Consider the following 20,839-nt stretch of genomic DNA (forward strand, 5'->3'; position numbering starts at 1 on the left):
TGCTAGCGCTTACTAAAGGTAGTCCCACAGAAATCATTATAACTAAAAATAAAGAAAATGAAAAAAATATTGCACATCATTTCAAGCATCCACGGAGAAATATCTTCCAGCAGTCAGTTATCAGACACAATCGTTGAGAACTTAAAAAATGCTTATCCTGACAGCCAGGTTAATAAACTCGACCTGTCGGAGTCACATTTCCCTTATCTTGAAGCCAAACATTTTGAGGCATTTTTTACACCTGCCGAACATCACACTGCAATCCAGCGAGAAGTGTTTGGCCGTTCCGGGCAAGCTATAACTGAATTGAAAGAAGCTGATTTTATCGTAATTGGTTTACCCATATACAATTTAGGTATTCCGGCCAGTTTAAAGGGATGGATCGATTACGTGGCGCGAGTTGGCGAGACATTCAGCTACGTAGATAATGCACCTATAGGTCTCTTAACCGATAAAAAAGTATATCTGGCCATCGCCTCAGGGGGTATATATAGCGAAGAGCCAATGAAGAGCTATGATTTTACAGAACCCTATCTAAGGGCAATGCTGGGATTTATCGGCTTGACAGACCTCACAGCCTTCAGGGTGGAGGGAACAGCTATCCCCGGAGTTAAAGAAACTGCCTTATCTAAAGCACAGGAAACAGTCAGTGAGTTTACTTTCTAAGTATTTTGTAATTCAGCATAGATAATAATGGGCAGCAAAGAAAGGATAGCCAAATTAAAGAGCGAGTTGCGTAAAGACATACTTTGCGCAGCCCTTGCTATTTTAAAAAATGATGGACGCCAATCCCTAAGCCTGCGAAAAATAGCTGACCGCATAGAGTACTCTCCACCAGTAATATATTCTTACTTTAAAAATAAAGAAGCCATTCTAATTGCTCTATGCGAATTATGCTATCAGCAATTTAATGGATGTATCGAGAAAAATTGTAGAAAGCTGACCAACCCGGAAGAAAGGTTGACAGCAATAGTGACCACATGTTGGAACTTTGCGATTGAAGAGAAAGAAATGTATGATTTAATGTGGGAGGTTGGCAGCACTTGCACCGATCCTTTTACACAATTCAAAGAGTTGGGACTATTTCTGAATTTTTTAAGTGAAACGCTGAAAAATCTGTGCGGCAAGAAAGTATGTACAGAAGAATACCTTTTTCATAAAAGCCAGACTGCCATAGCAGTAATGCATGGGCATATTTGCTTGAATTATACGTTGTCAAATGCTGATCCGAAATTAAGGAGTAGAATGCTGAACGAGACTATACTTTACGTAATGAATCTTATAAACGACTATAATCTGACATCGCGTGAACTCAATAATCATTATTGAGAGTGTGAAATAATAAAAGAGAATGAATAAATCGAAAATTCGTATCGGATTTATTGGATTAAATCCAGACAAACAATGGGCTTCAATAGCTCATATACCCGCACTGGGAACGTTGGTTGAAGAATTTGAAATTGTAGGGGTTGCAAACTCTACTTACCAGAGTGCCAAAAAATCAGCAGAAGCATTCCAGATTCCTTTAGCCTTTGAAAATGCCCAGGCGCTGATACTATCAGATGAAATCGACCTCGTGGTCATCACCGTCAAGGTGCCTCATCACTATGAATTGGTTAAGGCTGCATTGGGAGCAGGCAAGCACGTCTATTGTGAACATCCATTGGGCAATGGCCTGGAAGAAACAAAAGCATTGGCTGCATTGGCCGCCCAAAAAAATGTAGTCGCCGTGGTCGGCACTCAACTAGTTGCTGCTCCAGAGTTGCTTTATCTACAGCAACTCATTAATGAGGGATATGTGGGGAGGGTTTTATCTTCTACCTTGAACGGTTCTGTTAATAACTGGGGGGATAACGTAATTTCTCATAATTACTATATTAATGATAAGTCATTTGGAGCGACATTATTTACAGTTCCATTCGCGCACACCTTAGCAGGTGTCATAAAAGTATTGGGAGGTTTTGGGAAATTTAAGGCAGAAATGTACAATAATTTCACCTCTGTAAAAGTAACCGATACAGACGAAATTAAATCTAAAACAACTGAAGACCAGATACTGGTTATTGGTGCATTTAAAAGCGGAGCTGCTTTTTCTGCTCATTATCGCGGCGGTATCAACGCAACCAGCCTAGTATGGGAAATTAATGGAACCGAAGGAGATATACAAGTTACCAGTTCTTCAGGACACGCACAGTTGCTAGGACTCAAAATACTTGGAAAGAAAAGCGACGAAAAAGAATTGAAAAACTTGATTCCACCTGCTGAAATGTACCAGGGTCTACCAGATGATCCTTTGGTTAGAAACGTTGCCGCTATTTACCGGCTTGCAGCTGGTGATATCCGAAACGATACCCGTAACGCCCCTACATTTGAGGATGCAGCAAAATTGCACCAAGTTCTATCTTCAATTGAGAAATCCGCGTCAATTTAAGTAAGTATAACAAAACGAAACTCCGAATGGATATTTCGAAGATAAATAAATCATTATGGCATATCAATTTAAAGGATTATATATTACCGAAGAACAAGGTGAATTTAAAGCGAACTTAACGGAACTTTCTACCGCAGATCTTCCAAATAATGAAGTGCTTATTAAAGTAGCTTTCTCGTCTGTTAATTATAAAGACGTATTGTCTGCATCGGGAAACAAAGGGGTTACCCAAAAGTTCCCGCATGTACCTGGTATAGATGCGGCAGGCGAGGTGGTTTCTTCCCGTAGCAATAAATTTAAAACAGGTGATAAGGTAATTGTCACAGGATACGATCTTGGAATGAATACCTGGGGCGGATTTGGAGAGTACATCAGTGTCCCATCTGGCTGGGTGTTATCCCTTCCAGAACCATTGTCGCTTTTGGACGCAATGGCTTTAGGCACCGCGGGTCTTACGGCAGGACTATCAATATATGAACTTATCAACTCGGGCGTTACACCGGAGAAAGGTAAAATAGCGGTGAGTGGAGCAACGGGTGGTGTCGGAAGTATATCTGTAGCTATATTGTCTAAACTAGGATATGAGGTAGTAGCAATTTCAGGAAAAAAACAGAATGATTTCCTCACAAGAACATTAGGAGCCAATGCGGTTTTTACCAGGCAAGATTTTATAGATAAGTACGATAAAGACATCATGTCAAAGATGGAACTTGCTGGGGGAATTGATGCTGTCGGAGGAAGGATTCTTTCGGGAATGCTTAAGGCCACAAATTATAATGGCACAGTGACCTGTTGCGGTTTGGTAGCTTCGCCAAATATTGAAACAACTATATATCCATTCATTATCAGGAATGTAACACTTGTTGGAATTGATTCGGTTGAACAACCATTAAATCATAAAGAAGCTATATGGAAATTACTAGCAAATGAATGGAAACCCACTGTGCTTAGTCATATCACTAAATTAATTAATCTCGAAGAACTGCCAGCCGCCTTATACGATGTAAGTCAAGGAAACGCAATAGGGAGATATGTTGTGAGCCATGGATAACTAATTTATTTTCTGAGTAAAATAAAAATAGTTGTTGTAATAGGAATTATTAGTTTAAAAAATACAATGTTAAATTTTAAAAGCAAATAGTATGGACATAAAAAATGTCACAGTCTTTGGTGCAGGCGTATTGGGTGCGCAAATAGCGTTTCAAACAGCCTTTCATGGCTATAAGGTCACTTTATATGATATCAAAAAAGAATTCCTTGAAAATGCTCGTAAAAGGTTTGAGAATCTACGTGAATCCTATAAGGTTGATATTGATGCCACGGATGAGGATTTGGATATAGCTTTCAATAATTTAAGTTATACTACAAATCTTGCGGAATCGGTTACAGATGCTGATATTACCATAGAAGCCATACCTGAAAACCTAGAAGTTAAGAAAGAATTCTATGTCAAATTGAGTACTTTGGCACCCCAAAAAACTATTTTTTGCACGAATTCCTCCACATTACTCCCAAGTGATTTTGCTGCTGAAACAGGCAGGCCACAGCAATTTTTAGCACTACACTTTGCCAACCTTGTTTGGAAGTACAACATTGTGGAAATCATGGGCCATGCCGGCACGGATGCCAAAAACATCGAAATCATTCTTGCATTTGCAAAAACAATTGGGATGGTGCCGGTTGTCATTCAAAAAGAAAATCCCGGCTACATCATGAATGCACTATCAGTTCCGTGGCTAATGACTGCATTAGATTTGTTGATAGAAGGGGTCGGAGATGTAGAGAGTATTGATAAGACATGGATACTGACACCAATTGGAAACAGGTCTATCGGACCTTTCGCCCTTTTGGACATCATCGGACTGACGACTGCATATAATGTTATTACCAATAATGCAGAGAAGACCGGTGAAAATACTTGGATCAAAAGAAAAGAATTTATTAGAAAAAATTTTATAGAGCCCAATAAACTCGGAGTGTCCACAGGAGAAGGTTTTTACAAGTATCCAAACCCGAGCTACGAACAGGAAGCTTTTCTAAAACCCTAGAATAATTATTAAAAAATATTCCAACTAACATAATACAAAATTCAAATATGTCTTTAATTGAAAATCTTAATTGGCGATACGCCACAAAAGCTTATGATCCTACGAAAAAGGTAAGCGAAAAAAATTTATATAAGATTCTGGAAGCTGCCCGATTGGCACCCACATCGTCTGGCTTACAGCAATATAGGGTATTGGTCATTTCTAATCAGGAATTGAAAGAAAGATTAAAAGAAGGTTCGTTTAATCCTGAATCCATGAGAGATTGTTCCTATGTTCTTGTATTTGCAGCCTGGGACAACTATACAGATGAACGTATAGATAAGATATACAATCATACGACACGGCAAAGAGGCTTGCCGGACGGACAATTTAAAAGTTATACCGATAAGATAAAAGCCATTTTCGCTTCTCAAACCATCGAGGAAAATTTTGACAATGCTGCCCGTCAGTGCTATATCGGCCTGGCAATGGCATTAGCTCAAGCTGCAGAGCTAAAGATAGACAGTACGCCTGCTGAAGGGTTTGACAATGCTCAGGTAGATAAAACGTTGGAATTGAAAGTGAAAGGTTTAAAAAGTGTGGTTTTAATGTATGTGGGCTATCGTGCAGAACATGATTGGCTGGCTCCAATGAGAAAAGTTCGAAACCCGATGGATGAGTTTGTAACTTTTATTGGATAAGGCAATTGAATAATCCTTCAACTTGATGATCCGCATTAAGCCTAAATGTACCGTTTAGGCTTTTCTATTAATAAATCAAACATCAATATTGCAAACTAAGGGGATGGAAAAATTCTACAATGAAACACATCTTAAATTGGAAACTGCAATTCAAGAAATAGGAAGTGAAGCTGACTGCCCTACAAAAAGTATCGAAGCTGTTATACAGCTCATCATCAAAAGCCTTTCGGATTTAAAGGATTTTATACTTAAGAAAGATTTTAAGAACACGGAAGAGGAAATCTATTTTTTCAAATACCAAAAACCTCTTATTGTTTCAAAACTCATCTACTATAATGCCATTTACAAAATCGAAACCAGAAAACCGTACGGAGTCAAACGCACCAGGAAATATCTTAATAAAGAACTGAAGAAACTAAAAAGGTTCTTTGATAATAACCTTGATTTTTATAAATATTACCGAAGCAATAACTCTTTCCTTGATGAGAGCCTTTTTGTACGTGGAAAACACAATATTGGGCTATGGTTAGATACTTTTTATTTTGAGGCAGACCATCGCTTTTCAACGTCACATGACTATAAGGTCGCCAAAATTATTGCGAACGATCTTATACAGGTCTATCTTGAAGACCAGCTAAGTAATAACAAACAAAAAAACACTTCTGAAAGCTATCCTTTAAATTGGACTGCAAATAAAACCGCTTTAACAGAATTGATTTATGCACTCCATTCACAAGGGGTATTTGACAATGGAAATGCGGACATCAAACTCATTGCTAGAACATTTGAACTAGCCTTTAATATCAACTTGGGTGATTTTTACCATACCTATATGGAACTTAAAAGTCGAAAAATAAACCGGACAAAATTCCTTGACGGTTTGCGTGATGCTCTGATTAGGAAGATGGAGGAAGAAGACGGGAAAGATAATATTTTATTCTTTTTAGGTTTAGGTTGATCCGGATGACACAGTTCGCGTTACACTACCGCTCTTTCAGCCGTTCCAATTCTTGCTTTGCCCGCTCTGCCTGTTCCGTGGACTGCCTTGCGTTTTCCTCGGCTTTTCTAATCGCAAGCAATCTTTCTTCCTCCTGCTTCACCCAAATTTTAAGTTGTTTGGGATTGGTGTTGTAGATAGAATCTATATCCAAAGACACCTGCGGATAAAGCAATCTCACCATACGGATTTTGATGTCATTGTCGTACAAAGTTGAATTTTCCTGCCAAAGCTGAAAGCTGGCGAAAAGAGAAAGCACCGACACAAGCAACAAGACAGCTACCGTAATGATATACGGTAGCTGTCTGCCCGTAATGCGATGCTCTATGGTCATCTTTGTTTTCTGTGGCATTTCACCTATCAGTTTCTTTTGTTCCTCCACTGCCGTGACAAGGTAACCGGTTGCCTCGACATGCTTTAGGATGGATGCTTTCATGCCAGTAAGCGTTTCATCCTTTATATTGTTTTCTTCCATTTTTTGCAAGCGTTTATCCACTTGCACCAATATTTCCTGTGTGTCTTTCAGTATGACCAATAATTCCTGTTCGTTCATGTTTTTTATGATTTATCGTGATACTCCCCTTGACTGTGCTTCCTGTTTTTTCCTCTTTCGCCTGCGCCTTTCCGCATCGCTCATGCTCTCGGGTTCGGGCGGTGTGTACGTGTCCAATAGTGCTTCGAGCAATCCCAATCCCTGCGGTTCGTATGCGTGCGACCGCTGTTCCTGTGGCTGTTGCAGTATCTCCCTAATCTGTTCGGCGAGCGGACGGCTGTCCGTAATCGGTTGGGTGGCTTCCATTACTCGGTTTTCTTTCAACTGTCTGTCCATGCCTGCAAAACTAAATTTGCGGTCGATTGCCGAACCTTTGAACTTCACGCCGTCCTTTTCAAAGGAAATGCCCTGCACTTCATTTGTACCGCTACGGTATTTGTAATGGATAGCGATGCCCTGCCCTGCAAGCATCGTTTCCACCTGCTTCCATGTGGTGGCTTTTGCCATGATGGATTTAAGGGCATCGTGTATGGCATAACGAAGTTTGTCGTTGCCCCGAAGTGCCTGCCTGTTAACCTTTGCCTTGCCCTTGCCGATATGGTAACCGTAACGCTCCGTCATCTCCCTGCATATCTTTCGGCTCTTGTGCCAATGGTTATAGTTGCCAATAGTCTTGCCCTCATTGTCCACACGGTTGTACACGAGATGAAGGTGTGGGTGTTTCTTATCCGTATGCAGTACGGTCACGTACTGGGCATTCTTGATGCCCATTTTTTCCATATACTCCCTCGCATGCTGTGCCATCTTCTCCACCGTGAGCTTTTCCCTGTCCTCGTTGCTCCAGCTTAGCACGGTATGCCCTACGGCATTGCCAAGCTGTGGACGCATCTTCCGCTGTGCGTTGAGGTCGGCAACAATCGCCTTGATGTTATAATCCCTAACGCCTGCCGAATCCAGAACAAAGGATTTTTCACGTTCCAACAGGTAGCGCACACAACCGCCGAAACTCTTGCCCGTGATTACCTTAGCTATCATCCTTACCAATCCTTTCCATTAATCGCTCCACCTTGTTAAGCAATTCGCGCAGATCCGTCATGATTGATACAAGCCCTCCCTTGTGCGCAAGCTTGGTCAACTGGTTGAGGTTGTTCGCCATGCCCGACAGGGTACGCAGGTAGCCTGTTTCTTCTGTTGAAAGCCTCGGCCTTATGACAGAGGTCTTTGCGGACTGCCGGAACCAATCGCTTACCCGCATGCCTGCGTTCCTTGCTTTACCTGCAATCGCCAAACGTTCGGTGGGGGTCAAGCGGACAACGAGCGAAACGCTTCGGGTGATGGCTTTTTTCGGACGGCCACGCCTGCGTGTTTTCCCGTTCGTCCCTTTTTCTTTCGCCAATTTTTTCATTGGCGAACCTCCCCAAGTTTACGGACTGCGACCATCGGGAGCATCCGCCGTTCCCCACACCGCGGAGCGTGGGGAAACGGTTTTTTGCATTGCAAAAAAATAAACTTGCTCCCTACAGGGCGACAAAGGTTTACCTTTGGAGAACTGACTGCGGATGGTCGGTCTTTCCGGTATTCTTTCCGGCTGACACCATGCTTTTGGGCGAGGTGGCTACTTATCTGCATGTGCAGAAAAGTAGCTAACGGAATAGCTGGATATATCATTATATCATTTCTCCGATATACCATCATTTCATCCCCTTTCCGCTCTTTGCAAGAGCATCACGGATGGCCTCGTCCGAGTAATAAACCTTTCGGCCGATGCGTCGGGGTACGAGGATGCCTGCCTTTTCCCAATAGTGCATGGTGGAATAGGCTACGCCGAGCATGAGCCGTGTTTCTGCTCTCGTCCTGTAACCTATGTTCTGTGGAGGTGGGGTCGGCTTTTCTGCCGTGTCTCCGTGGAGTGCCTCTCTAACGGCCTCCTTTACATTCTCGGATAGGATTTCCTTGAACTCCCTGTCCGAATAGCTTGTGAATATCTGCGCCATATCAAACGTGTTTGTATGGTGCAATGTTCGGGGGGATTCAAAGGGGGATTGGTCACTATTTCATTTTTGTTCGATAGGATGCCCTGCGGTACTGTTTAATATATATATCGGGCATGTATCGGCTATCTTCTTAGTCCTCTTTTCCTTTGGTTAGGCTCTTTATCCGCCTGTTGCTTTTTCAGTTTTTCAAGTGCTTCGATATCCCCAAGGTCTTTGGGTCTTCCCACGTTCCGCTTGTTGCGGATAAGGTCATTGGCACTGATAAACGATATTTCCAGACCGTCTATTTCGGTTTGCAGACGTGTATGGTATGCCTCATCGAAGTCGACACCCGATATGGCGTTAAGGATGTCTATGCGCAACGGCGGATAGCCCAATTGGGTAACGTAGTTTTCCCGTAGGAAGTCTTCCTCGGTAAGCCCAAGCTGACCAAATCCGAACTCCGCTATCACCTTGACCATTTTGCCTGCGTTCTCCGCATCCGGTTTTATCCATATATCGAGGTCACCCGTGTGCCTCGGCCTGCCGTGAAAGGAAAGGGCATAAGCACCTACCACCATGTACTTCACTTGGTGGTCGTTCAGAAGCTGGACGAAGTCGGTAAAATCCTGTTCAAATATCATCTTTGCGCTGGGTTACTGTTTTTTCCATGTGTTGGGGGTATGTTCCGAGCAACCAACTGTAATATGCCCTGCGCAGGCGTGTCACTTCGGCTATCCGTTCGGAAACTGGGCGGTCTAACCAAAACTGGATATCCCGTAGGTCTTCCTCGTCTATCTTTACATGGCCTACAACCATTGCCATCTTCCTTTTTTTCATGTTCTCTTTACAGACATTGTTAATGTAAATATACGGAATTTCGGACAGAAATAAAACAGGGCAAAGAGTGTCTATCCGTTCCTGCCCGTGTTCTTTCTAATGTCGTTGACGAACCTGCCTTTGGGAAAATCCGTGTCGGGGCAAACGCTTTTCAGATAGTTAAGTACCTTATCTTCGTTCTTGGCTTCAAAATCCTTTAGTTTGGCACTTCCCGTCGCATTGAACAGTTTGACATCACGTTCGGCCGTATCCGCCTTGATGGGTTTGCCACCGAGGATTTTCTGTAGAATCTTGCCCATTTGTCCGTATGTTAGGCCGTCGTTCCAAATGGACTTGTCAAGGAACCCCAGCTTGTAAAAGAAGTACATGCGGAGCCTGCCGTTCTCTATGGGGCTGGATGGGTCTATTACCGCATTGTCCGCTTCTTCTTCCTCCTTTCTGTATTCCGACAGTATTCCCTCCAACGTGCGGTTGCGCTCCGTAACGGCGGTTATCTCGTCCTGCTGTTCCTTTACGGTTCGGGCAAGCTCCATGCGCCCAGCATCCTGCACGGCCAAAAGGGCATTTTTTTCCTGTAACTCGGTTTCAAGTTCCTTTAGCCTGCTTTCAAGCTCTCTTATTTTCTCCTGCTCTGCGGAAGTGTAACGGTCGAGTACTTCCCTTATGCCGTGCATGAGGTAGGAACGGATTTGGTCGGGGTCTCCGTCTATGAAATAGGTGTCACGGATATCGTCATCGTCCTGTATGATGTCGAAGATAATGCCGTCCCCACTCAATTGCCGTAACTTCGTTTCGTAACGTTTGAATTTCTCCACGTCAATGCGCACCTTTATCTTGTGCATACCCTGTTCTACGCTCATGACATCCAGTTCGACAAGCAAGGGGTTCAACCGTTCCGCTACCTCTTTCCGAAAGTGCGATATGTAAGGCGCATCGGTGATGGCCTCGACCAAGCGGTGGTAAGTGCCATCGTTGATGCCCTTGAAAAATTCCATCCAAGCGGTGGCAAAGTAATCCCGTCCGCCGATGGCATCCCATTCCAGCCCCGTACCCGTTTGCAGAAAGGTACGTCCGAACCAAGTGAAATCGGCAAGTAGGCTGTTCAGATGTTTTAAGTCGTTTAATTTCATGAGCGTTGTCTTTTGGTTATCCTGCCTTTTCCAGTTCTATTTTTGCGGTCACCGTATCGAGTATGAGCTGTGCGTTTTCCTCGCGGGTCATCTTGATATATTTAAAGAAATTGGTTTCCGTAGTATGCCCCGTTATCTTCATGATGGTGAACGTTGGAAGCCTGTAATGCTTGTACATATTGGTGGCGAACGAACGCCTTGCCGTATGTGTTCCCATAGCATCATAGAAAGGAATGGTCACCTGTACCCGTGTACCGCCCTGCGGTACGGTAATGCTGACAGGCTGGGTAAGTCCGGCCATCTTCCCGATAATCTTGATGTAATCGTTCAGCTTTTGGTTGCTTATCGGCTTTGGATAAAGATAGGTTCCATCTTCTTGGCGGTAGCTTTCCAGTATTTCACGGGTGACGGGCAATATCGGAATCGCAACGAAAACCCCTGTTTTTTCCGTTTCAATGTGGATAAAGTCGCCATGAACCCGTGCTTTCTCCGCTAATACCGAATAGTCTTGAAAGCGTAGTCCGCTCCATGCGCCGAGCAGATAAAGGTCTCTCGCATTCTTTAGACCTGGATGGCCTGTTAGGTCAACGGAATGTATCGCCCCTAACTGTTCTATATCGTTATACACCGCATCGGTTTCCTCCTCCACCTTGATGAATGCCTTTGACTTGTATATTTCATTCGCGTGCCAACCGAGTTCCTTTGCCTCTCCCATGAACAGCTTAACGTGCTTGATGACCTTTCCGAAGTAGTTGAGCGAAAAACTCCTGTCAGTGAACATATAATTCCGCAGGTCATAATAGAAATCCATTGTCACGTTATCGAAGTTCAGCCTTTTCAGCTTCCTATGCTCCACATACTCCTGCAATAGCGTTCGGCTACCCTCGTAGGAGCGTATGGTGTTTTCCCTGTAACGCATCCCTGCACGTTTGCCTTTCAGCACGGTTCGCTTGCCCTCACGGCTAAGTTTTACCTGTCGGTCGAAAAAAGAAAGAAGCGACTGGCTGGGGTCGGATGCCTTTACCGTGGTTGCCCCTGCAAGTAGCCCTATTACCTGTTCCTTAAAGATAGCCTTATCGGGGTAGCTCTGGAATTTGTTCACGAATGTACGGTATTCGGTTTCCACCGTTGCCTTTACGGTTGCAAGTTTTTCGATGATGGCTTTTGCCTCGGCCGAATCAAGCCCTTTTAGTCCGCCGATGGGTCTTTCCTTTTCGGGGTTCCATTTGGCGGGGTGTACCTTTGTTCCCGTGGGTATCTTCACCACGGGCTTGCCGTTGTACTCCACGAAGCACGTTATCGGCGTGGGTTTGGTGGCCCCCGTTTCCCGTAGACGGAAACTGATGCCACATTCGATTTTTACCGTCCTGCTCATAATCCTCTGATTTTAAACCGTTAAACAATAATGCAAGATAACAAATATAGGGCGGACACGCAAGGTGTCGGGGGTTCTTTTCGGGGTTCTTTTTGTCGAATTTGGGTGAATTTCAGCGAACCCTATAAAATGAAAACCGCCTTTAAACGTATTTAAAAGCGGTTTTTGAATCTTCTTGGCTCTCTTTGGAGCCTCTCGGTAGCCCGTAGGGGAATCGAACCCCTGTTTCCAGAATGAAAATCTGGCGTCCTAACCCCTAGACGAACGGGCCTCTTTGCTTCGAAATAAAATTATTTCGTTTCGGGACTGCAAAAATAGCGCTTAGTTTCAATATTCAAAAAAAAATGTAAATATTTTATATTACATACTGATTATGAGCAAGAAAAAATTCACCTACCATATAATAGTGCCATATCGGATATCCAACGGAACGTAGCTTTGTCCAATTGTTTCTTCTTCAATCGCCATTTCCAGTTAGACCCAGTAGTGGCAGGTTTATTCGTCCGAGTCTCTCCGCTTAGCCCCAGCACGTCCTGCATGGGTAAAATAGCGATATCCGCTACAGATGCATATGCCAGACGAGCCATAACTTCGTGTACATTCTTTTCAGTTACTTGTTGTCCGCTATAGGACGTCAATTGTTTCCTGGTACGTTGATCAATGTCCTCTTGGTACCAACCAACAACAGTATTATTATCATGTGTGCCGGTGTATCCCACAAACTTAGGGCTATAATTATGTGGAGCATGTGGTGAATGGGGAAGATTTTTTCCAAAAGCAAACTGCAACACCTTCATGCCCGGCATATGCAGATCGTCCCGTAAAGTATATACACCGTCTGAAATATCCCCTAAATCTTCAGCAACGAAAGGCAATGCACCAAGCGCGTTCTCAAGCACTTGAAAGAAAGCTATACCTGGGCCTTTCTTCCATCTTCCGGCTTCTGCAGTTTTTGCATTGCCGGGCACTTCCCAATAATCGTAAAATGCACGAAAGTGATCAAGCCGCACCAAGTCATACAACTCCATATTTTTCTTCACCCTTTCGATCCACCACTGGTATCCCGTTGCTTTCATCTTATTCCAGTTAAAAACAGGCATTCCCCATAATTGTCCTTCCGCATTAAAATAATCAGGAGGCACACCCGCAACCCCGCGCATTTTGCCGTTTTTATCTAAGAGGAAAAGTTCCCTGTGGCTCCAAACATCAGCCGAATCATAGTTGACGTAGAATGGTATATCGCCAAAAAACTGAATACCTAAACGATTGCCATAACGTTTCAACTGCTGCCATTGTTGAAAGAATATATATTGCTGCCATTGCACATTACGAATAGCTTCCCTTTCGTTCGCTTTAAATTTTTCGATAGCAGCAGGATGCCGTTCCTTAAAGCGTTCTGGCCATTTATACCAAGGCTGCTGCTTATGCTTAGCTTTAAGCACCGCATAAATAGCAAAGTCTTCAAGCCAAGTCTCTTCCTGTTTACAAAAATTATCAAAATCCATTACCCGATGATCTTGTTCGGGCAATAACGAAAACTGGTGATAGGCCTTTTTTAAAAGACTATGTTTTGCCTTTTCAGCCATTGCATAGTTAACCTCATCTGTAGCCTCAACTACCATTTGAAGGAGATCTTCTTTTTTTAAGTATCCGTTAGCTACGAGCTTTTCCATACTGATATAAAGTGGACTTCCAGCCATTGCGGAGATCGCACTATAGGGTGAATAAAATTCATTTTTGCCACTCGGATTCAAGGGCAATAGCTGCCAGTAACGTTGTTTTGCATCTGCTAAATATTGAATAAACTTCTGCGCGTAATTACCAAAGTCGCCCAAACCGAATGGCCCCGGTAAAGAGAAAACGGGCAGTAGCACACCAACGCTGCGTTCACTTGGCTCTTCGTTAGCCTCTAGAACCGCTAAAGGAAAAGTATCGAAAATATCCTTCAATAGCACTTTTTTGTTTGCAGTCCCCTCTTTACCATCGAGTACATTTCTATAAGTAACCGGCGCTCCCTCCGGCCAACTTATTGCAGTATCCTTCCAATGAAAGGTTTCTATTGCGGTAAGATCGCCGTTCCATATATGCGCTATATGCAGAGGAATCACCGTAATACTCCAATGCTGTTTATAACGGCGCGCGAAAGCTAAAACATGATCACGATATCGTCCGCTGACTTTAAGCGGAAGATAGAAGCCGTCAGCAAACAAAAAAGGTCGTTCCCGACGGTATCGAAGCAACAATTGCAGTAGATATAGCTTAATGCGCCCACTTTCCCGGTCTTTCCATAACGTATCTAATGAAACACCTCTACGATAACTTTCTAAAAAGTGTATTCTTTTTTCATAATCAACAGACCTTCTATTATCAGGATCGACCAAGCTCAAATCCCACAATTCTGTTCCCTGATAGATATCAGGCACGCCAACAGCCGTTAACTTTAACACCAATTGCGCCAAGCTATTTATCATACCACAATCTTGTATTTCTTGGATAAATGGCAGAAGTAAAGTCCAAGATGATCCTTCCATTAAAGAAACCGCAAAGGTGTGAGCTGCATGCTCGTAAGTCTCATTTGGATCTGTCCACCCACTATGTACTTTCGCTTCCCGCAAGGCTTTCTGCAGGTACGTTTTCAACCGCTCTTCTTTAAATGTGGGTAATTCCGCTTTTTCCACAGGATATGTACCTATCAATGTCTGTACGACAAAATAGGCATCATTCCAATCGATATCTAGTATAGGATGTTCTTTTTTGATCTGCTCAAACACTTCCAGCCATTGACGATAAAGCGAAGCAATAACTTGAAGCCTTGCCCTAACGTCCTCTCCCCTTTTAGTATCATGCGTGGAAGTACCGTTCATGGCAAATGGCCACTTAAGTAATCTTTTTTGCATCCATTGATGATAAGCATCAACAGGCATAGAAAAGAACGTAGGATGATCTCCCACCTCATTGTGCGCAATAAATCGGTTATAGGTATACATCAACGTATCTTCTACCCCTTTGGCCATAAGCGGGCCACTGAACTGCATAAGCCGTTGATAAAACAATGCTACCTTCCTTTTATAGGATGTACTTTTACGGGATTGATTACCGATAAATAGTTCAGCTAAAAACTGAAAAGCATCTTGAAGAAGGGGATGCTCATTCGTCAAGCGGATAAAGAGAGACCTAAGCAATTCCTGCTCGGTTGCATCTAATGGCAGTGCATTGCCATAAAAACGATATACCGGGAAAGCTGTCCAAAATTGAGCAATAGCTAATCGGACATGCTCCTGATAGGTTTTTCCTATTTTGCTAGGTAAAAGTTTCAGTCGTTTCAAATACCGAAAAATATTATCCAGCTCTCCTTGCATATGCTCCTTCAAAATCAGCATTTTCTTTTCCGGAACCTGTTCCGTAGCTTGCTTTTCGTCCGCAATAAGGCTCGTATAATAATTGGTGATTTTTTTTTCTGCACCCGCTTCCGTAAACAGTTTATTGGTACACCCAAGGTAATCGTATCCTGAAGTTCCCGCTATCGGCCAATATTTCGGTAACACTTCATCATGTGCCAGAATCTTTTCAACCACGATATACACTTCTTCTCCCACAAATGACCTTAACTGATTCACGTACGCGGTGGGGTCCGACAATCCATCTATATGATCAATACGAAGCCCCTGTATTAAACCTTCGTCAAGCAACGTTTTAGGTAAACGATGCACGGCTTCAAAAACTTCGGGAAGGTGCACGTTTAAACATATTAAGCTATTAACCGTAAAGAAACGACGGTAATTTATGCGCTTATCCGTTTCTTGCCAAAAGCAGGGCTCGTAATATTGAGCGGCTACTATCTTTTTTAATTGAACGGGAGTGTTTGCCTCCTTTAAACGTTGCTTTAACCACTTTTTAAAATTTGCTTTTTTCAAAGCTTCAATGAAGGCCTCTTCAAACGCAAGCAAATGTTCCTGAAACACGCTCCCCTCGTCATTTTCGTTCAAGTGTGCTAAAACCGACTGGATTTGCGTTATGCCGGCGGGCATTTTTGCCGCTCCTTCCGTCAATACCAATTGATAGGTATGAAAATTTACGGGATAATAGTTATCGTAATAACTTAAAACCAACGCGTTACCCTCTAAGGCAAGTTGTAGCTCTCCCTTTGCAATGGCTTCTTCCAACGGCACGCCCAAAAAAGGTACCATCAAAGGGCCTTCAAAATAATCACTGCCCATAGCCGTATCGAAATAGGAGGCATAAGCCGACTGTTTGCCCTTTTCGAGTACATCCATCAGCCAGATATTCTTCATATGGAATGCCATGTGGTTTGGCACAATATCTTGCACCCACCCAATGTTGTGCTGCTTAAGTAATTGAACCAAGGCTTTAAATTCCGGCATACTACCGATTTCAGGATTGATTTCTTGCGGATTTATCACATCGTATCCATGCATGCTTCCCGGCGTAGCTTTAAATATAGGCGAAGCATATACTGCGTCCACACCCAAAGCAGCTAAATAGGGTACAATTTTTTCGGCATCTTGAAAGGTAAATTGTTTATGAAATTGTAGACGATAAGTAGATAAAGGATAAAATGTTGCCATAATTAAAGCTTTTTTGAGCGGTACACACTGATAGATGACGAGGGCACAGTAAGTGTTGACGTTGAAAGTTCATTGGGCATATTGCACTTACCTCCCCACTCTTCATCCGAAGAACCAATAAGTTTTTTCCACGGTTCCTGCCCCTGTTCGAGCGTAATAACATGCGATTTGGTATCAAAATTCAATATAGCAGCGATCCGGTGCGAACGATCTTCTCTCAATAGGACCAATACTTTTTCCTTTTCCAAACCGCTCACTTGAAATCGCTTTCGATCAGGTTTTCTCAATATTTGATTCGTCTTTCTAAATGCTATAAAGACCTTATAGTAGTTGTGAAGTAGTCGATGTCTTTTTTTTGCTAAGAGCGACCATTGTAATTTCGATCGTTCGAAGGTATTTAAAAGATTGGGATCTGGTGCTTCGGCGCTACCATGAAAATCCTTAAATTCCTTACGCCGCCCCTCCCGTACAGCACGTGCAAGCTTTTTTTCGGTATGACTTACAAAATATAGAAAGGGATTGGTTTCTCCATATTCTTCTCCCATAAAAAGCATGGGCATGTAAGGAGACACCAATATTGCACCCAATAACAGCTTCTGCAGTTCAAAGCTGTACAACTTGGCACTACGTTCTCCCAACATGCGATTGCCCACCTGATCATGGTTCTGTGAAAAAACCACAAATTGTTCTCCCTTATTTGCCGTCACGCGATCACCAAAATATTTATGGCGATGCCCACTATACTGACCATCAAAGACGTAGGCGTCTCGATAGGACTTCGCCAGGTCTGTTACTCCCTTAAAATCAGTGTAGTAACCTTTAGCAGGTTCTCCTACGCTCACACGTAAAGCGTGATGAAACTCATCAACCCACTGCGCATGCATACCATACCCTCCCTTTTCGGTACTTCGAATATATTTGGGATCATTCAGGTCACATTCTGCAATCAAATAATAAGGGCGTTTGGTATATTTACTTAGCTGATCTAAGATTAAACGCATTTGCCGCAAAATAGGTTTAGAGCTAAAATCTTTCATCGCATGAACCGCATCTAAGCGTAGGGCGTCTACGTGAAAGTCTCTGAACCACATCAACATATTCTCGATGATGAATTGCCTCATTCCATCACAATAAGCGTCGTCAAGATTAACTGCTGCTCCCCAAGGTGTTTGATATTTCTCTGTAAAGTAAGGCCCGTATGCACCAAGGTAATTACCTTCTGGTCCCAAGTGATTGAAAACGACGTCTAAAATTACTGCTAATCCTTTCTGATGACAGGCATCCACCAGTTGCTGAAAATGGTGGGCTCCTCCATAGCTATGCTGTACAGCAAAAGGAAACACGCCATCATAGCCCCAGTTTCGATCACCGGGAAATTGCGCAATTGGCATGATTTCAATAGCCGTTATACCCAACTCAATTAAGTAATCTAAACGATCTATTACAGCAACAAACGTTCCTTCAGGAGTAAAAGCGCCGACATGTAGTTCATAAATGATATAACCTCTCAGTGGGTGATTTGTCCATTTTTGATCCCTCCACTGATAGCTGCTGAGATCCGTCACCATCGAATAGCCATGTACCCCTTCCGGCTGGGACAAGGAAGCAGGATCCGGATATTCCTGCTCATCGTCTATTTTAAATTTGTATTTATCACCACCATGTAGCCCCCTTATGTTTGCTTTCCAAAAACCAAAGGAGTCTTTTTTCAAGGGTATCGATTTTCTTTTATCCGCGAAAACGATGCTTATCTTTTTTTTAAGTGGCGCCCAACAAGACACCTCTGTGTGCTTTGAACCTAGATTTACGCCCAATGTACGTTGCTTTATATTTACTTCTTCCATCTGTACACCATTAGCTTTTCTTCTACTTGCCATTTTTTCGTTCACAGCGAAGGACCATAATCGAACGGCCTTCGATGCTGATAGTCTCTTGCGGATTATAAACTGTACTATCTTCGACCACAAAGGAATGCGTATCTACCACCTTAACCCACTCTCTACCATATTTGCTCTTTGGCAGTTTGTAATCCAAGGTATCGTGATGAGCGTTAAAAATGATATAAAAATGATCATCATAAGTTTTCTCTCCCTTTTCATTGACCTGACGTATGCCGTCACCATTTAAGTATACACCCAACGACTTAGCAAAATCATGATCCCAGTTTTCATCAGGCATCTCGATCCCCTCTGGTAAAAACCAAGCAATATCTTCTACACCTAAACCTTTTATAGACTGACCAACAAACCATTTCCTCCGGGAGAAAGTAGGGTGATTTTTTCGAAGATGTATCATTGCCTTTGTAAAGTTTAACATATCCTGGTCCGTATTTTTCCAATCAAACCAAGAAATTTCGTTATCTTGGCAGTAAGCATTGTTATTTCCCTGTTGGGTTCTACTGATCTCATCTCCGCCTAACAGCATGGGAACGCCCTGAGAAAGCAATAGCGTTGCCATTAGATTACGCTTTTGCCGAGACCTCAATTGATTGATCTCATCATTATCGGTAGGGCCTTCTTGCCCACAATTCCAGGAGCGATTATGATTTTCCCCATCATTATTGTCCTCGTTATTTGCTTCATTGTGTTTTTCATTATATGAAACCAGATCATTCATGGTAAAACCATCGTGAGCAGTAATAAAATTAACACTCGCAGTAGGTCTGCGATAATCGTCCATATACAGATCAGAACTTCCGGTAAAACGCTGTGCAAACTCTCCCAGCATGCTATTGTCACCCCGCCAATAGTCGCGTATACAATCGCGGTATTTGCCGTTCCATTCTACCCAACCAGCGGGAAAATTTCCTACTTGATATCCTCCCTCTCCTACGTCCCAGGGCTCGGCGATTAGTTTTACCTGAGAGATGACCGGATCTTGGTGAATGATATCAAAAAAAGCGCTCAATTTATTTACATCGTGAAATTCTCTAGCCAAAGCGGCAGCCAAATCAAACCGGAATCCATCTACATGCATATCCGTTATCCAATAACGTAAACTATCCATAATAAGCTGTAGCACGCTGGGTAAATTCGCGTTTAAGGTATTTCCAGTGCCCGTATAATCCATATAAAACCGTGGATTATCCTCTGTTAAACGGTAATAGGAAGCGTTATCGATACCTTTGAAGCTTAAGGTTGGTCCTAAGTGGTTACCCTCCCCCGTGTGGTTATATACGACATCCAGGATAATCTCAATTCCCGCTTTGTGCAAAGCTTTAACCATATTTTTAAATTCGGTAACCTGTTCCCCATTTACTCCAGAGGAGCTGTAACGAACATCTGGTGCAAAAAAACCAATTGTATTGTATCCCCAATAGTTACTTAATCCATTTTCAACTAAATGTCTATCGTTTACAAATTGATGTATTGGCAGCAGCTCGATAGCGGTAATACCGAGACTTTTTAGGTAATCAATGGCTACCGGATGTCCGATAGCGGCATAAGTACCTCTAATTTCTTCCGGTATGTCCGGATGTTGATTCGTAAATCCTTTTACATGCGTCTCATATATAATGGTTTTATGATAAGGAATTCCCAACAACTGATCGCCCTCCCAATCAAACTGTGGGTCAATTACTACTGATTTCGGTATGAAAGATGAATTATCACTTTCATTAAAACTCAAATCTTCATTCTCATCACCCACTTCATAACCAAAATTAGCATCATGCCAGTCAATTACTCCTGCAATAGCTTTTGCATAAGGGTCTATAAGCAATTTATTTGCGTTGAAGCGATGGCCTTCTTCGGGCTTATACTGACCATGCACCCGGTAACCATATTTTTGTCCTGGCTTAACATCCGGCAAGTAAGTATGCCAAACTTCGTGCGTACGTTCTTCCATCACAATACGTTCTTCTTGAGCATCTGGCCGATCGGAATCAAACAAACACAGTTCTACTCCTGTAGCGTTTTTAGCAAACAAGGTAAAATTTACGCCTTTGCCATCCCAGGTAGTGCCCTGAGGATAGGGTTTACCAGGATATATTTTTCTTTTCATTTAGTAAATATTTTTTCGTCAATATTCAATTAATAGTGCTCAAGAACCAACTAGGCAGCTTTTAACCAGTGTTAGGCCTCTTGCTTCTCGCTGGCAAGGAGCCTTCGATATTCAAAATTTACTTACTACCATGCTAGAAAAAAAATTCTGCACATGGTTTATACATAAATGTAATTCATCTGCTGTTCAACTTCCTATTGCTAAATTTACTTAGTGCACTAAGAGCTACTGACTGATCTTTTCATAGGTGATTATACGTTCAATTAATAGCTTTCACTGTCTTT

General features: G+C 42.7%; 18 protein-coding genes and 1 tRNA gene. 7 read left to right on the plus strand and 12 right to left on the minus strand.

Annotation, left to right across the window (positions count from 1 at the left end):
* Nucleotides 1-57 precede the first annotated feature (57 nt).
* The 7 genes from H8S90_RS01515 to H8S90_RS01545 all read left to right on the plus strand — a co-directional run bounded on the left by H8S90_RS01515 (nt 58) and on the right by H8S90_RS01545 (nt 6,117).
* Entirely contained in the window at nt 58-666 is a 609-nt protein-coding gene (locus H8S90_RS01515; protein WP_148918230.1) for an FMN-dependent NADH-azoreductase, read from the plus strand.
* A 27-nt stretch (nt 667-693) separates the two neighbouring features.
* On the plus strand, nt 694-1,329 hold the full coding sequence (locus H8S90_RS01520) for a TetR/AcrR family transcriptional regulator (RefSeq protein ID WP_148918229.1): 636 nt from the start codon (nt 694-696) through the stop codon (nt 1,327-1,329).
* 22 nt (nt 1,330-1,351) lie between these two features.
* The gene (locus H8S90_RS01525) at nt 1,352-2,431 is read left to right on the plus strand and encodes a Gfo/Idh/MocA family protein (RefSeq protein WP_148918228.1); all 1,080 of its coding nucleotides are present in this window, start codon (nt 1,352-1,354) and stop codon (nt 2,429-2,431) included.
* 55 nt (nt 2,432-2,486) lie between these two features.
* Complete coding sequence (locus H8S90_RS01530) at nt 2,487-3,482, plus strand: YhdH/YhfP family quinone oxidoreductase (RefSeq protein ID WP_187340877.1); 996 nt, start codon at nt 2,487-2,489, stop codon at nt 3,480-3,482.
* A 91-nt stretch (nt 3,483-3,573) separates the two neighbouring features.
* Nucleotides 3,574-4,479, plus strand: a complete 906-nt coding sequence (locus H8S90_RS01535; protein WP_148918226.1) for a 3-hydroxyacyl-CoA dehydrogenase — start codon at nt 3,574-3,576, stop codon at nt 4,477-4,479.
* Between the two features lie 47 nt (nt 4,480-4,526).
* Nucleotides 4,527-5,159 carry an NAD(P)H-dependent oxidoreductase gene (locus H8S90_RS01540; protein ID WP_148918225.1) on the plus strand — a complete coding sequence of 211 codons (633 nt, stop codon included), beginning with the start codon at nt 4,527-4,529 and terminating at the stop codon, nt 5,157-5,159.
* 103 nt (nt 5,160-5,262) lie between these two features.
* Complete coding sequence (locus H8S90_RS01545) at nt 5,263-6,117, plus strand: RteC domain-containing protein (protein WP_187340878.1); 855 nt, start codon at nt 5,263-5,265, stop codon at nt 6,115-6,117.
* 25 nt (nt 6,118-6,142) lie between these two features.
* Here the strand turns inward: H8S90_RS01545 and H8S90_RS01550 are convergent, their stop codons facing one another.
* From H8S90_RS01550 to glgX, 12 genes are all read right to left on the minus strand, one after another.
* Nucleotides 6,143-6,709: a hypothetical protein gene (locus H8S90_RS01550; protein ID WP_187340879.1), complete on the minus strand. Its 567-nt coding sequence runs from the start codon at nt 6,707-6,709 to the stop codon at nt 6,143-6,145.
* A 12-nt stretch (nt 6,710-6,721) separates the two neighbouring features.
* On the minus strand, nt 6,722-7,684 hold the full coding sequence (locus H8S90_RS01555) for a relaxase/mobilization nuclease domain-containing protein (RefSeq protein ID WP_187340880.1): 963 nt from the start codon (nt 7,682-7,684) through the stop codon (nt 6,722-6,724).
* Nucleotides 7,674-8,054 (minus strand): plasmid mobilization relaxosome protein MobC, encoded by a 381-nt coding sequence (mobC, locus tag H8S90_RS01560; RefSeq protein ID WP_187340881.1) that lies wholly within the window; start codon nt 8,052-8,054, stop codon nt 7,674-7,676. The genes H8S90_RS01555 and mobC overlap by 11 nt, the downstream gene beginning before the upstream one ends.
* 286 nt (nt 8,055-8,340) lie before the next feature.
* Complete coding sequence (locus tag H8S90_RS01565; RefSeq protein WP_187340882.1) at nt 8,341-8,643, minus strand: MerR family transcriptional regulator; 303 nt, start codon at nt 8,641-8,643, stop codon at nt 8,341-8,343.
* Nucleotides 8,644-8,765: 122 nt separating this feature from the next.
* Nucleotides 8,766-9,266 (minus strand): nucleotidyltransferase, encoded by a 501-nt coding sequence (locus H8S90_RS01570; RefSeq protein WP_222852213.1) that lies wholly within the window; start codon nt 9,264-9,266, stop codon nt 8,766-8,768.
* Nucleotides 9,256-9,462: a hypothetical protein gene (locus H8S90_RS01575; RefSeq protein ID WP_222852214.1), complete on the minus strand. Its 207-nt coding sequence runs from the start codon at nt 9,460-9,462 to the stop codon at nt 9,256-9,258. The genes H8S90_RS01570 and H8S90_RS01575 overlap by 11 nt, the downstream gene beginning before the upstream one ends.
* A 71-nt stretch (nt 9,463-9,533) precedes the next feature.
* On the minus strand, nt 9,534-10,592 hold the full coding sequence (locus H8S90_RS01580) for a hypothetical protein (protein WP_187340883.1): 1,059 nt from the start codon (nt 10,590-10,592) through the stop codon (nt 9,534-9,536).
* A 16-nt stretch (nt 10,593-10,608) separates the two neighbouring features.
* Nucleotides 10,609-11,967: a phage integrase SAM-like domain-containing protein gene (locus tag H8S90_RS01585; RefSeq protein WP_187340884.1), complete on the minus strand. Its 1,359-nt coding sequence runs from the start codon at nt 11,965-11,967 to the stop codon at nt 10,609-10,611.
* 199 nt (nt 11,968-12,166) lie between these two features.
* Nucleotides 12,167-12,238 (minus strand) — tRNA-Glu (locus H8S90_RS01590).
* Between the two features lie 118 nt (nt 12,239-12,356).
* A complete protein-coding gene (gene treY, locus H8S90_RS01595; protein ID WP_187340885.1) occupies nt 12,357-16,553 on the minus strand; it encodes a malto-oligosyltrehalose synthase in 4,197 nt (1,398 codons plus the stop codon).
* A 2-nt stretch (nt 16,554-16,555) separates the two neighbouring features.
* A complete protein-coding gene (treZ, locus tag H8S90_RS01600; RefSeq protein ID WP_255501762.1) occupies nt 16,556-18,430 on the minus strand; it encodes a malto-oligosyltrehalose trehalohydrolase in 1,875 nt (624 codons plus the stop codon).
* Nucleotides 18,420-20,555: a glycogen debranching protein GlgX gene (gene glgX, locus H8S90_RS01605; RefSeq protein WP_187340886.1), complete on the minus strand. Its 2,136-nt coding sequence runs from the start codon at nt 20,553-20,555 to the stop codon at nt 18,420-18,422. Before glgX ends, treZ begins: the two co-directional genes overlap by 11 nt.
* Nucleotides 20,556-20,839 lie beyond the last annotated feature (284 nt).

This window comes from Olivibacter sp. SDN3, from assembly GCF_014334135.1.
Taxonomy (GTDB): domain Bacteria; phylum Bacteroidota; class Bacteroidia; order Sphingobacteriales; family Sphingobacteriaceae; genus Olivibacter.